Origin of the sequence: Hymenobacter lapidiphilus (assembly GCF_013377885.1) — a bacterium.
GTDB lineage: Bacteria > Bacteroidota > Bacteroidia > Cytophagales > Hymenobacteraceae > Hymenobacter > Hymenobacter lapidiphilus.
The window spans coordinates 71,227-84,385 of sequence record NZ_JABKAU010000007.1; the positions used below are offsets into that span (position 1 = coordinate 71,227).

The window sequence follows — 13,159 nt, forward strand, 5'->3', positions numbered from 1 at the left end:
CCACCCCATGGCCACCATGGCCCGGCGGCAGCTGGCCTGGGTGCTGGCCCGGCCAATGGCGGCCGCACGGGAGCCCCTTTCAACCCACATTTGCATGAACGAAGTAATTGAAATCCGCCACCTGCAGGCCAACGACTACGAATCATTTGACGCGGCCATGCGGCGGGCCTACCCCGAAATGGGTAGCTACTGGCCGGCCAAGTCGCTGGAGCGGCTCCGGGAGCTGTTTCCGATGGGGCAGCTGGTAGTAACCATAAATGGGGCAGTGGTAGCGGCCGCGCTGGCCATTATTGTGGAGCGCGCCAAGTACCCCGACGAGCACACCTACCGCCAGATTACCGGCGAGTATACCTTCAGCACCCACGACCCGGCCGGCGACACGCTGTATGGCATCGAAGTGTTCGTGGACCCCGACTACCGCGGGCGGCGGCTGGCACGGCGGCTTTATGAGGCGCGCAAGGAGCTGTGCGAGCGGCTTAACCTGCGGGCCATTACGTTTGGAGCCCGCATTGCCGGCTACCGCGAGTACCAGGAGGCCATGACGCCCAAGGACTACGTGCAGCGGGTAAAAAACCGCGAAATCGTGGACCCGGCCCTCAACTTCCAGCTCTCCAACGACTTTCACCCGGTGCGCGTGATTCGGGGCTACCTGCCCGGCGACGAGGCCTCGGGCAACTATGCCCTGCTGATGGAGTGGGACAACATGCTCTACAGCCAGCGCCCTGCCAGCGCCGTAGCCCCCAAAACCCAGGTGCGGCTGGGCCTGGTGCAGTGGCAGATGCGCCTCTATGACAGCTTCGACGACCTGTTTCAGCAGGTCGAATACTTTGTGGATGCGCTGTCGGCGTACCGGGCCGACTTTGCCCTGTTCCCGGAGCTGTTCCATGGCCCGCTGATGGCCGAAACCAATGAGCTGTCCGAAATTGATGCCATCCGCAAGCTCAGCCAGTTTTCGCCCGAAATCCTGCACCGCTTTACGCAGCTGGCCGTCAAGTACCACATCAACATCATTACCGGCTCGATGCCCGAGCTGGCCCCCGATGGCCAGCTGATGAACGTGGGCTACCTTTGCCGCCGCAACGGCACTACCGAGCGCTACGAGAAAATCCATGTAACACCCAACGAAGCCAAGTATTGGGCCCTGAAGGGCGGTAACAGCCTCCAGACCTTCGATACCGACAGCGGCCGGATAGGTGTGCTCATCTGCTACGACTCGGAGTTTCCGGAGCTGGCGCGCCTGCTGGCCGACCAGGGCATGGACATCCTGTTCGTGCCCTTCCTCACCGACACCCAGACGGCCTACTCGCGGGTGCGGCACTGCGCCCAGGCCCGGGCCATCGAAAACGAGTGCTACGTGGCCATTGCCGGCTCGGTGGGCAACCTGCCGCGGGTGAAAAACATGGATATCCAGTACGCCCAGTCGGCCGTGCTCACCCCCTGCGACTTCTCGTTTCCGACTACCGGCGTGAAGAGTGAGGCCACGCCCAACACCGAGATGATCCTGGTAACCGACGTAGACCTCTCGATTCTCGACAAGCTGCGCCAGCAGGGCAGCGTGCAGAACCTGCGCAGCCGCCGCCACGACGTGTATTCGCTCAGCTCGGCCCAACTGATGCCCAAGCACTAGCAGGCGGCCACCCGGCCAACGCCGCCCGCCGGGTTGCCGTAACAGGTAGCATAGGGCTGGTGCCCTGCTTCCACTTAGCTTCCTCCCATATGTTTCGTTTCCTGACCATTGCCCTGCTGCTGGGTGGCCTGAGCGCCCCGTTCGGGGCCCGCGCTCAGAATCGCGCCCCTGTTACGCCCACCCGCCATCAGCCCACCGAACGCATCAGTCCGGTGCCGGGCGTGGTACTGCCCACCGGGGCCAGCCAGGGTAGCGCCACCCCGCTGCCGGTACCAGCCGTCGAGCCCAATGCCCAGCTGCCCATGCCCAAAGTGCAGTTCGGGCAGGTAAGCGTCGATTCGGTGCAGATGCAGACGGCCCCACCGGCCCCCAGGCCGCCCGTACGCAGCCAGAAACGCCGTTCGCGCCAGTAAGCGACTGTTGCCGGTAGTAGCCGCCACTTCACCTGATCAGCCCAAACAAAGCAGCCCGAAGCGGTGCGCTGGGTGTAACGAGGCAGTGGTTTTCACTTCCCCGGCACACCCAGCGCACCGCTTCGGGCTGCTTTGTTTGGGCTGATCAGGTAACGGCGGGCTACTTCACCTTCACGGTGCCGTCGTCGGCGTCGCGCTTTATTTTGTTGCCGTTGACATCTTTTATCTTGATGTCGCCATCGGCCTGCTTCTTGATTTTGCTGCCATCGTCGCCTTTAATAGTGGTGCCGGCCGGCAGGTCGGCGGCGCGCTCCACGGGGGTTTCGGTGGTTTCGGCAGTGCTGATGTCGGTGGCGGGCTGTTCGGTGGTTTGCGAGCAGGCGCCGAGGAGCAGCGTGAGGGCAGTGGCGGTACTCAGAAGCAGGGAAACGCGTTGCATGGTGGGAAAAAGTCGATGAGGAATGAAAACCGGTGGCCCCGCCCGGAGCCACTGTGCCCCTCCTACGGGCCACAGAGCTGTCGCGTTGGCGGTTAACCAACACAGCTGCTACATCCGCAGCATCAGTGCTTTCCGTAGCTTTGCTTTCCACTCCTCCGCCATGGCCTCCGATACTCCCGCCGAGCTGCTCCAACTCACCTACCGCGCCGACCTGAACCTGCTGGTGGGCCGCTGGACCCATCAGCCCGAGCCGGCCCTGCTGCCCGCCGCTTACCAGCAGCTGGCCCACGTGGCCCAGGCCCACACCTGCAGCTACTGGCTCCAGGACATCCGCCGCCGCGTCGTCAACGACCCGGACATTACCCTCTGGCTGCTCACCAACTATTTCCCCGATATGGCCCGCCGCCTCGGAGGCCTCCGGGTAGCCTACCTCACCAGCCCTACCCTGCTGGCCCACATCATGGCCGACCCAGCCTTCAAGCCGGTGGAGTATTACGACAGCAAGGCGTACCAAGTCCACTTTTTTGGCGATGAGGGCGCGGCGGTGGCGTGGCTGAAGGAGGGGCAGGCCGCCCGCCCGGTGTAGAGACGCCGTATTTTGCGTCTCTTCGTGGCTGATGTTGTCCGTTCTGGGTTATCGTTCCGCACTGCCGTGCAACGACGAGACGCTACACTCACCTACTCCCGCTCATGCTTACTCCCGAAGAACGCCGCCGCTACCGCCGCCACCTGCAGCTGCCCGAGATTGGCGAGGCGGGCCAGCTGAAACTGAAGGCGGCTCGGGTGCTGGTAGTGGGCGCGGGCGGACTGGGCTGCCCGGTGCTGCAGTACCTGGCAGCCGCCGGGGTGGGCACGCTGGGCATCGTGGATGCCGACGTGGTGGACGAGAGCAATCTGCACCGCCAGATACTGTTCGGGCCGGCCGACGTGGGGCGCACCAAGGCCACGGTGGCCGCCGAGGTACTGGCCCGGTTGAACCCGCTGGTCGCTACCGAGGTGCATGCCAAGCGGCTCGATGTGGCCAACGTGCGGGTGCTGGTGGAGGCCTACGATGTGGTGGTGGACGGCACCGACAACTTCGCCACCCGCTACCTGCTGAACGATGCCTGCGTGCTGCTGAACCGGCCGCTGGTGTCGGGGGCCATTTACAAGTTCGAGGGGCAGGTGAGCGTGTTCAACTACCAGGGCGGCCCCACCTACCGCTGCCTGTTTCCGGTGCCGCCCGGCGCCGATGAAGCGCCCAACTGCTCGGCTACCGGCGTGCTGGGCGTGCTGCCCGGCGTGGTGGGCACGGCCCAGGCCACCGAAACGCTGAAGGTGCTGCTGAACCTGGGCGAGGTACTAAGTGGCCGACTCTGGCTCTTCGATGCCCTCACGTTTGCCACTCGCATCCTCAAGTTTGCCCGGCAGCCCGATCAGGCCGCCCTGCTCCTGGGCACCGCCGACCCCGCCGCCTACGCCGAGCTGTGCCAGCCGGTCCTGCCTACCATCTCGGCCACCGAGCTGCACCGTGCGTTGGCTGGCCCCGCTGCCCCGCTGCTGCTCGATGTGCGCGAACCCCACGAGTACGCCGCCGGCCACCTGCCCGGCGCAGTTTCGCTGCCCCTGAGCCAGCTGGACGCCCGCGCCGCCGAGGTGCCCGCCACCGGCCCGGTGGTAGTATACTGCCAGGGCGGCACCCGCAGCGCCCGCGCCTTGGAGCGCCTGCAAGCTGGCCGTGGCCTCGAAAACCTGCAGAGCCTGGAGGGCGGGCTGGCAGGGTATGAAGAAGGAACGGTGTAGGGGCGGGGCTTGTCCCCGCCCACCATTGAACGAGCCACCCACCACCGTTCATCGGCGGGCGGGCAGCAACGAACCGCCCGCCCGTCGATGAACGGCGGGGCGGGGGCAAGACCCGCCCCTACATCGTTCGGTGCCGTATCTTGCCGCTCTTCACGCCCACGCCGTTATGCCCCTCACGCCTACCGAACCACTCATTCACTCGGCCACTCAGTCACCAGCCCAGCGCCCGCGCCTTCGCTTCGACCGCAACGAGCTGGCCGGGGCCTTCGGCGACTTGGGCACTGACCTGCCCCTGCTCATCGGCGTAATTGCCGCCTCGGGCCTCGACAGCGCCGGGGTGCTCATCATGTTCGGGCTGATGCAGCTGTTTTCGGGGCTGTGGTATGGTATGCCCATGCCGGTGCAGCCCCTCAAGGCATTTGCGGCGCTGGTTATTGCCCAAAAAATCCCCGGCCGCATCATCTTCGGGGGCGGGCTGGCAGTGGGTGTGGGCATGCTGCTACTCTCGGTTACGGGCCTCATTGATGGGCTGGCCCGGCTCGTGCCCAAGCCCGTCATCCGGGGCATCCAGTTCGGGCTGGCCCTGCAGCTTTCCACCCTGGCCCTCAAGCAGTACGTACCCGCCGACGGCCTTAGCGGCTACGCGCTGGCCGCGGCTGCCTTCCTGATAACGGTGGTGCTGCTGGGCAACCGCCGCTGGCCCGCCGCGCTGGTAGTAGTCAGCCTGGGCGTACTCTACGGGTTGGTCTTCAAACTCGATTTCGCCTCGGCCCAACAGGCACTGGGTTTACGCCTGCCCGGCTGGCACGTTCCACAACTAGCCGATATCCTCACGGGCGCCGTGCTGCTGGCCCTACCCCAGATTCCGCTGTCGTTGGGCAACTCGGTGCTGGCCACCCGCCAAGTGGTGCAGGACTACTTTCCCGAACGGCCGATTACGGTGCGCAAAATCAGCTTCACTTACGCCCTCATGAACCTGGTGAACCCATTTTTGGGCGGCTTTCCGGTCTGCCACGGCTCGGGCGGCATGGTGGGCCACTACACCTTCGGGGGCCGCACTGGCGGCTCGGTGGTAATTTACGGCGGGCTGTTTCTGGTGCTGGGCCTGTTCTTCAGCCAGGGTTTCCAGCAGCTGGTGCAGGTGTTCCCGCTGCCTATTCTGGGGGTGCTGCTGTTCTTCGAGGCCCTCAGCCTGGCGGCCCTGCTCCGCGACATCAGCACCGAGCGGACCCACCTGTTGCTGGCCCTGCTCACCGGCATCCTCTGCGCCGGCCTGCCCTACGGCTACCTCGTGGGCCTCACAGTAGGCACGGCCCTGTACTACGCCATGCGTCAGGGCTGGGTGGGTTTGGGGAAGTAATGGGTCAATGAGCAATGGGTAACGACAGAACGTCATTCTGAGCGAAGCGGAGCGTAGTCGAAGAATCTCTACCGCTTCGTTGGATTACCATTGCAACGAAGCGGTAGAGATTCTTCGACTACGCTCCGCTTCGCTCAGAATGACCTTTTTTACACCGTTCAATCCGCCTGAAACGGCGTGAATGGAGCAGGCTTGTCCTCAGCCTTGGCGCGGGCGATGCGGTAGACCACCGACAGCACGAGGTTATTCTTGTACTGGCGGCCGCGGGCGATGAACTGGCCGGTGCCGGCCTGGGCACGGGCGGGCAGCCAATCAACCTGGTTGAGCCAGGCGTCCTGCACCGTTACGCCTCGGTTGAGCTGTACGCCGGCCCCCGCGTAGGCCCGGTTGCGCTCGAAATACGGCCCGCGCGGGTCGAGAAACACCTCGTTGTACACCGACAGAAATGCCGTGCCGGGCTGCATAGTGGGGTTGTTCAGCGGCAGCACCGCACTGAGGCGGTAGCGCTGCCGCCCCCGGTAGCGGGCCTGGTTCACGGGCACCACATCGTCGCGGAAGCGCGTCCAGCGCTGCTCCACCCGAAACCGGTGCTCCAGCTTGATGCGGCCCACCGGCTGGGTGAAGGTATACTGCTGCCACACGCGCCTCTCCAGGGCCAGATACCCCTCGCTCAGGTCGCGGTAGTCGGCCGTGGAGTAGCGGCCGATGCCCAGCAGCACCGTGAAGTTGTCGGTTACGTTGTAGCTGACGCCACCCTTGATTTCGTTGTAGAAGAACTCGCGCAACAGGGCATTGGAGCGGGCCTGCAGCTCGAAGTAGCCGCCCCAGCCCTTGGGCCCACCGGGCAGCACCGCCGTTCCAATCGCCCAGGAGCCCCACTGCCGGTCGGGGGGCCGGGGGGCCGTCTGGGCCCGGGCCACGGAGGGGGCCAACGCGGCCAGCGCCACAACCGATACCAGCATAATCCGGCAACGAGGCTTGGTAGACAAGGGGAAAAAGCGCTTCATGATACCCAAAGGTAGCCAGCCGGGTATTGGCTGCGCCCTGGCCTGCCAATACCCGCGCCCGCGCCGCAGGAGGCCGAAACCCGCCCAGAGCCGGCAGCCACCTGTCGCGACGATGCCAACGAAGCTGTTTAGAAAGTCAAAAGAACGTCATGCTTCATCTGAAACAGGGCCTCAACGGGCTTGCCGAACACCTGGGCCAGCTTGAGGGCCAGGGCCGTGGAAGGCACGTATTTGCTGGCTTCCATGGCGTTGATGGTTTGCCGGCTCACCCCAATGCGGCGGGCCAGCTCTTCCTGGGTGAAGCGGTGGATGGCGCGCTCTACGCGCAAGGTGTTAGTCATGGGCCGGGGTAGTACGTTGGGCCCGCCGCAGGCTAAGCTGGAACAGCCCCAGAAACAACAGCAGCGGCGCGAACATGGCGTACATCATCACGCGCAGAAATCCCATCCCGCTTACCAGCAGAATAGCCAGTACCAGCAGCCCGCAGTACATGTAAAGCGCACCCAACAGGGCCTCCAGCCGCAGCTGGCCGATATACTCGTCCTCGTACCGTTCGCGCGAACACGCCGCCAGCAGCGCCCCGACAACGAAAAGCAGCGCATATAAATCGTGGTTCTCGCGCAGGTCGGGCTGGCTGTCGTTCCAAAGCGCGGGGAGCCAGCGCAGCAATGGCGGCAAATCAAGCAACTGCGTTTGCTCCAGGATGTACAATGTCAGCCCTGTCAGGGCCAGCACCCAACCCAGTTGGCTGGTGCTCAGTTTATTGCGCATGTGCCACTTCAACGCATTCCCAAACGTGCTCAGCGACTCAGATTTGAGTCACTTCCTGCCGCAGCCTGTGGCGCCCCCAGAATCCGGCGGATGGCACGTTGGTAATCCGGGTTGTCGGTCATTCCGTTGTGGCCGGCCCCCGGCAACGCAATAAACTCGTCGCCGGGCTTAAGCAGGGTTTTGAGCTGCTTGGTCGACTCCGGGCTGATAATTTCGTCCTGGTCGCCGTAAAAGATGACGATGAGTGCCGAAACGCGGGGTAACACTTCGTTGGTAGCCAGCGGGTAGCGCACTACAAAGCCGGGCACCCACGGGTAATGTTGGCGGGCAGTGGCCCGCATACTGGCATAAGGGGCCTGCAACACCAGCAGCCGGGGGTGGTGGCGGGCCGCCAGCCAGGCCGCCGCACCCGTGCCCAGCGAATAGCCCAGCAGCACCGTCCGGCTTTCCGGAAACTCGGCCGTAAGCTGCTGGTAGGCCGTATCCACGTCGGCCAGCAGCTGAGCCTGGCTACTGATGTGGCCTTCGCTTTTGCCGTAGCCCCGGTAATCGAGCAGAAACACGCTGTAGCCCAGGCGGGTGTAGGTGGTGGCTACTTCGCCCCAGCTATCCAGCGCGCCACCGTTGCCGTGCAGGTAGAACACGAGGCCCTTGCTTCTGACCGAATCGGCTGGGAACAACAGGCCGTGCAGGCGGGTGCCATCGGCGGTGGGCAGCCACCGTTCCTCGAAGCGCTGGGCAAACCGGAAGCGGTAGTCGGGAGCAAGTTTGGTCGGGAAGAATAGCAGCCGTTCCTGCTGAAAATACAGCAGCATGCACACCGCCACGTATAGCGCCGCTCCTAGGCCTAATATCCAGAGTACTATCTTCATAGCAGGCCGATACTACGAATCTTAGACGATATATCACCTCATGACGAGGTTCTTCCCGCTTAAAGATGTTTGCTCGTTACAATCATGCAGCTACTATCCCCGTTGCTTGCCGCGCGCCTGGCCCAATTGCCAGTATGCAGCAGCTTGCCTCAGCTAAAACGGCGCCTGCAAATGGGGCCACATGAAATACAGAGCCGCTCCTTGCAGCAGCGTCAGGGCCAGGGTAACGCCCCAGAAGGCGGCTTTGCGGTTTTTATGGTGCAGCAGGAAAATCGCCGCCCACGCGCCGGGTGCCGCACCTGGCAGCGTAGCGAGGTGCAGCGTTTTTTCGGCAATGCGCCGTTGGTTCCGTTGGGCTTTCCGTTTATCCAGGGCGAAGAGCAGAAAACACAGCAGGTTGAACAGCAACAGGCAACTCAGGAATACTTTCATGGTGCGATAAGCAGGCTGCCAGGGGTGTGGCAGACGAAGAGGGCATCAGCGGAGCCGCAAGTTACAGATCCGGGTTCAAGCAAAAAGCCAGTATCAGGACCCGGAGGTAGTAGCCCCGCTTACCCGCCAATCGTACTCATCGACTCGAAATTGAGCTGGTGCAACGGGCGCTGGCTTTCGGCCTCGAAGCCATTGGCGGCGCGGTTCCGGAAGGCGTGGCTGAGGGCCGCCACAAGGTCGTCATCCGAAGCGCCGGTGCGCAGCATGGCCCGCAGGTCGAGCACGCCCTGGTCGTAGAGGCAGGTTTTGAGGCCACCTTCGGCCGTGAGGCGCAGGCGGTTGCAGGTGCCGCAGAAGGTGCGCGAGTAGGCCGCAATAATGCCCAGCCGGCCTTGGTGGCCGACCACGGTGTAGTGGCTGGCCGTGTCGCCGGGGTGCGTGGGCACGGGCGTCAGCTCACCCAGGTTCAGGGCCAGATGCTCCCGAATCCGGTGGTGGTTCCAGGGCAGCGTGGCGGGCGTGGCTTCGTGGCTGCCGCCGTTGAAGGGCATCTCCTCGATAAAGCGCACCTCCACGGGCAATTCGCGGGTCAGCTCGGCCAGCGGCAGCAGGTCCTCAATGTTCTGCCCGTCCATCACCACAGCGTTTATTTTGACGCGGATACCGGCTTCCAGCAGCGCGTACAGCGTGTCGAGCACCCGGGGCAGCTCGTCGCGGCGGGTGATGCTGGCGAAACGGGCTCGGTCGAGCGTGTCGAGGCTAAGGTTGACGGTGCGCACGCCCAGGCGGGCCAACTCGGGCACGTGCGGGGCCGTAAGCACGCCGTTGGTCGTCAGGCTCAACTCCTCAATGCCCGGCAGCTCGCTCAGGCGGGCCATAAACGGCACCAAGTCGCGCCGCACGAAGGGCTCACCGCCGGTCAGGCGCACCTTGCGCACACCCAAGCCGGCCAGCACGCCCGTCAGGCGCAGCATTTCCTCATAGGTCAGCAACTCCTGCTTGGGCAGGTACTTGATGCCTTCTTCGGGCATGCAGTAGAAGCAACGCAGGTTGCAACGGTCGGTAACGGCCAGGCGCAGGTACTCCAGCGGCCGGCCGTGGTTGTCGAACAGCACCGGCCGCGGGGCCGCTTCCCGCAGCACGGGCGGGTTATGGAGAGCAGACACGGGCGAAACGGCGGAAAGGGCCATGGAGGAGCAAAAAAAGACGCGGCGGCCGGGCCATAGTGGTGGGCGCTTACAGAACAAACGTAACACCGGCGTGGTGGTTTGGGTTTGCTCTGCGTACTATTACCCCATCAGCCCAAAAACCAATGCGCCTCAATATAGCTCTGTTCGGCGTGGCCCGCGAAATCGTGGGCCAGCCGACGCTCGAAATAGAAACCGCTGCCGGCCAGTCGGCCCGGGGCCTACTCTCCGAGCTGCACGCCCGCTACCCTGCGCTTGCCGCCCTGAGCAGCCTGGCCGTGGCCGTAAATAACGAGTACGCCGCCGATGATGCACCGCTGCATGAGCGCGACGAAATTGCCCTGATTCCACCCGTCAGCGGCGGATAGTTGTGCGGGCTAAGGAAATATGTCATTCTGAGCGAAGGCACAGCCGTAGTCGAAGAATGACACGCCACATAAACGCAACTATATGATTCATATCGACCTCACCGACCAACCCATAGCCGTAGCCGACGCCCTGCGCAGCGTGGAAGCCGACGGCGCCGGGGCCATCAACACCTTCATCGGCACGGTGCGCAACCAGAGCACCGGCCGCGCGGTAATCCGCCTGGAATACGAAGCCTACGACAGCATGGCCCTGCACCAGCTGCGCAAAGTGGCCGAACAGGCGGTGGCGCAATGGCCCATGCTGCAAAAAGTAACCGTCATCCACCGCAAAGGCACCCTGCACATCGGCGACGTGGCCGTGGTGGTGGCCGTGTCCACGCCCCACCGCGCCGAAAGCTTCGCCGCCTGCCAGTACATCATCGACACGCTCAAGCAGGTCGTCACGATCTGGAAAAAGGAGTTCTACCAGGACGGCGACGTATGGGTAGCCGCGCATCCGTAAGGGGGGATTCAGGGAATTAAGAATTCGGAATAAAGAACGCCCGTTGAACATCCCGCTGGGAGGTATTTCAACGGCCATTCTTTATTCCGAATTCTTAATTCCCTCAACGGCGCGCTCCAGCACTTCGTCGCGGCCCTCTTTGATGCCCTGGATGGTGGGCTTCACCTCAATGTCGGGCACGATGCCGACGCGCTGGGTTTCGCGGCCATCAGGGTAGTAGATGCCGAGGCCGGAAATGCGGGTATTGATATTTCCGGGCAGCACAATGGCCGACACGTTGCCGTCGGCCCCGGCCGTCGTGCTACCGACAACCGTTGCTCCCGGTACTGCCCGCAGGGCCATGGCCGTGTATTCCGACTGACTCTGCGACAGCTCGTTCACCAGAATAACCACCTTGCCCGGATACGCCGCGCCCTTGCCACTCCCGACCTGCAACAGCGAAGAGCTCAGAAACAGGCCCGGATAGGTAGCCAGCGGCGCGCTGAACCGCACGAAATCCGCCGGCTTGCTCAGCAGGTACTTCGTGAGCGAAAACACCACGAAATCGGAGGGGTAGTTGCGGATGTCAATAATGAGGCCCTTGGTTCCCTGGGCTTCCTCCATGATAGCCGGCAGGTCTTTACTTTGGATGGTGCCCAGCGAGAGATACCCAATGTTGCCCGGCAGCTTGCGCCAGGCAGAGGCGGCAGGGTCGAGCGTACCGTTGTTGTAAGCCAGATTCAGTTTATTGGAAGGGTAACGGCTGATAGTCAGCGGTACCTGCCGGCCGTTGCGGCGCACCACCAGCCGCACCTGCTCGGTGGGCCCGCGGAGCAGGTCGCGGGCAATATTGCGCAGGCGGGTAGGCTCGTTGGAGGCCGGCGTGAGGGGCCGCCGCTCGGCTATCAGGTCCTTTACTGGGCGGCCATCCACACTTTCTACCACATCGCCCCTGAGCAGGCCGGTAGCCGGGCCCAGTTGCGGGTCGAAATAGCCCGTTACAACGGCCTGATCTTCCACAAACCGCACCTGAGCCGGCGCGAAGTATGCCCCCCAGTACGCCGTCAGAACCGAGTCGTTGGAAATGTTGGCGTGAGTGTCGTTTATGCGGCCGATGAGGGCCAGGGCCGTGAGGCGGTATTGCTCGGGCGTGCGGGCAGCCACGAAGCGCGGCAGAAACTCGGGCAGCACCCGCTGCCAGTCCTCCCCGATGGCGTAGCGGTAGGGAAAAAAGTAGGCAATCATGTTCCAATAGCGGTACAAGGCCAGCACGCGTAGGCCGTCGTCGGGCAGGCGGCCCGGCACTTGGGCGTAGCTGCTCTCGTGCTCAAACATGGGGTTTCCGATGCGCGGCACGGTGCTCACGTAGTAGTGCGGCCCCTGGTTGCGGTTGCGGCGCAGAAAGGTGAGCTGCTCACTCAGAGATGGGTTGAGTTGGCGCTTGTCCATCAGCCAGTCCAAGTCGGGTTGCAGCCGGACACTTTTAGGGTCCGGCTCCCGGCATTTGGGGCAGGCTGGCACCGGGCCCAGGCTAGCCAGCCAAGCGCTGAGCACTTGGCTTCGGGCGGCAGTGGAGGAGCTGGCCAGCACTCGGGGCAGCACGCGCAGCAGCTCGGCATCCATATTGAACTCCCCCCGGGCCACGGCCGGGTGGTAGTATTTCACGAAGCCCCAGACCCGGCCCAGCACCGCCAGGTTTTCCAGCTGCTGCCCGCTCAGCGAGCCAAGCGTAATGCCCGAGCTTCGGACAAAGACAGTATCCTGCTCGGCTTTGAAGTGCGGCACCAGCCGGACGGGTGCCTGCTCCCAGGGCTTGCCATCCACGGTCAGCTTCAGTCCATCCAGCCAGGCCGTGCCGGTACCCGTCAGCAAGCCGCCGATTACCAGCGACTCTGCCCCTTTTTCCAGCGGCAGCGTAATCGAGTACGGCTGCCAGCTGGTAGTGCCCCGCACGTTCTGCTTGCTCATGTTATCCAGCGCCAGCGTACTGCTGGAGCCATCTTCCCGCAGCCACAGGCCCGCGTAGCCGTTCTGCACGTTTTCCGTTTTCAGGAATCCCGATAGCGTGACCGTTTCCCCCCGAAACGCCACGGGCAGCTTTATGGAAGCCACGCCAAATGCCTTCGTATTGACCTCCCCAGTGCTTTGCAGACGCAGCGCGTACCGCCCCTGGTGCGGATTCACCGAATCCGCCGTTACGGTGTAGCCGTTGTCGGCGGGCACCCACCAGCCGGTGGGCTGCCGCGTCTGCTTGGCAAGCTGCTCGAACTCGAGGTTGAGATTGGGCGTGGCTTTTGGAGTCTGAGCCCGGGCCGAGAGGCCGCTGGCCACCAAGACCAGTAGAGGATAGATTATTCGCTTCATATATAGCGGGAGTCGGAAAACAGCCCCAAAGTAGCAGCAACAGCCCAATTCCAGCT

Annotated in this window: 15 protein-coding genes; 7 read left to right on the forward strand and 8 right to left on the reverse strand. The window is 63.6% G+C overall.

Annotated features, from left to right (window positions below; translation table 11 throughout):
• Positions 1-94: 94 nt before the first annotated feature.
• On the forward strand, positions 95-1,627 hold the full coding sequence (locus HW554_RS05345; RefSeq protein WP_176907616.1) for a bifunctional GNAT family N-acetyltransferase/carbon-nitrogen hydrolase family protein: 1,533 nt from the start codon (positions 95-97) through the stop codon (positions 1,625-1,627).
• 89 nt (positions 1,628-1,716) lie between these two features.
• Positions 1,717-2,040 carry a hypothetical protein gene (locus HW554_RS05350; protein WP_176907511.1) on the forward strand — a complete coding sequence of 108 codons (324 nt, stop codon included), beginning with the start codon at positions 1,717-1,719 and terminating at the stop codon, positions 2,038-2,040.
• 160 nt (positions 2,041-2,200) lie between these two features.
• On the opposite strand, the gene HW554_RS05355 is transcribed toward HW554_RS05350, so the two are convergent.
• Positions 2,201-2,479, reverse strand: a complete 279-nt coding sequence (locus tag HW554_RS05355; protein WP_176907512.1) for a hypothetical protein — start codon at positions 2,477-2,479, stop codon at positions 2,201-2,203.
• 160 nt (positions 2,480-2,639) lie between these two features.
• Here HW554_RS05355 and HW554_RS05360 point away from each other — a divergent pair, with 160 nt between their 5' ends.
• The 3 genes from HW554_RS05360 to HW554_RS05370 all read left to right on the forward strand — a co-directional run bounded on the left by HW554_RS05360 (position 2,640) and on the right by HW554_RS05370 (position 5,621).
• Positions 2,640-3,065, forward strand: coding sequence for a hypothetical protein (locus tag HW554_RS05360; protein WP_176907514.1), 426 nt, complete (start codon positions 2,640-2,642; stop codon positions 3,063-3,065).
• A 104-nt stretch (positions 3,066-3,169) separates the two neighbouring features.
• On the forward strand, positions 3,170-4,261 hold the full coding sequence (gene moeB, locus HW554_RS05365; RefSeq protein WP_176907516.1) for a HesA/MoeB/ThiF family protein: 1,092 nt from the start codon (positions 3,170-3,172) through the stop codon (positions 4,259-4,261).
• A gap of 166 nt (positions 4,262-4,427) precedes the next feature.
• Positions 4,428-5,621 carry a putative sulfate/molybdate transporter gene (locus HW554_RS05370; protein WP_176907518.1) on the forward strand — a complete coding sequence of 398 codons (1,194 nt, stop codon included), beginning with the start codon at positions 4,428-4,430 and terminating at the stop codon, positions 5,619-5,621.
• A gap of 158 nt (positions 5,622-5,779) precedes the next feature.
• Here HW554_RS05370 and HW554_RS05375 read toward each other — a convergent pair whose 3' ends face one another.
• The 6 genes from HW554_RS05375 to moaA form a co-directional block, all read right to left on the reverse strand.
• Positions 5,780-6,628, reverse strand: a complete 849-nt coding sequence (locus HW554_RS05375) for a DUF2490 domain-containing protein (RefSeq protein ID WP_246285114.1) — start codon at positions 6,626-6,628, stop codon at positions 5,780-5,782.
• 128 nt (positions 6,629-6,756) lie between these two features.
• Positions 6,757-6,969, reverse strand: a complete 213-nt coding sequence (locus HW554_RS05380; RefSeq protein WP_176907520.1) for a helix-turn-helix transcriptional regulator — start codon at positions 6,967-6,969, stop codon at positions 6,757-6,759.
• Positions 6,962-7,399, reverse strand: coding sequence for a hypothetical protein (locus tag HW554_RS05385; RefSeq protein ID WP_176907522.1), 438 nt, complete (start codon positions 7,397-7,399; stop codon positions 6,962-6,964). The genes HW554_RS05380 and HW554_RS05385 overlap by 8 nt, the downstream gene beginning before the upstream one ends.
• A gap of 29 nt (positions 7,400-7,428) precedes the next feature.
• Entirely contained in the window at positions 7,429-8,271 is an 843-nt protein-coding gene (locus HW554_RS05390; protein WP_176907524.1) for an alpha/beta hydrolase, read from the reverse strand.
• 153 nt (positions 8,272-8,424) lie between these two features.
• A complete protein-coding gene (locus tag HW554_RS05395; RefSeq protein WP_176907526.1) occupies positions 8,425-8,703 on the reverse strand; it encodes a DUF1294 domain-containing protein in 279 nt (92 codons plus the stop codon).
• Positions 8,704-8,822: 119 nt separating this feature from the next.
• Positions 8,823-9,818, reverse strand: a complete 996-nt coding sequence (gene moaA, locus HW554_RS05400) for a GTP 3',8-cyclase MoaA (RefSeq protein ID WP_176907618.1) — start codon at positions 9,816-9,818, stop codon at positions 8,823-8,825.
• Positions 9,819-10,015: 197 nt separating this feature from the next.
• Between moaA and moaD the strand changes: the two genes are divergently transcribed.
• Both moaD and HW554_RS05410 read left to right on the forward strand, forming a co-directional pair.
• Positions 10,016-10,258, forward strand: coding sequence for a molybdopterin converting factor subunit 1 (gene moaD / locus HW554_RS05405; RefSeq protein ID WP_176907528.1), 243 nt, complete (start codon positions 10,016-10,018; stop codon positions 10,256-10,258).
• An 82-nt stretch (positions 10,259-10,340) separates the two neighbouring features.
• The gene (locus HW554_RS05410) at positions 10,341-10,760 is read left to right on the forward strand and encodes a molybdenum cofactor biosynthesis protein MoaE (RefSeq protein WP_092772962.1); all 420 of its coding nucleotides are present in this window, start codon (positions 10,341-10,343) and stop codon (positions 10,758-10,760) included.
• A gap of 81 nt (positions 10,761-10,841) precedes the next feature.
• Here the strand turns inward: HW554_RS05410 and HW554_RS05415 are convergent, their stop codons facing one another.
• A complete protein-coding gene (locus HW554_RS05415) occupies positions 10,842-13,103 on the reverse strand; it encodes a S41 family peptidase (protein WP_176907530.1) in 2,262 nt (753 codons plus the stop codon).
• Positions 13,104-13,159: the final 56 nt, after the last annotated feature.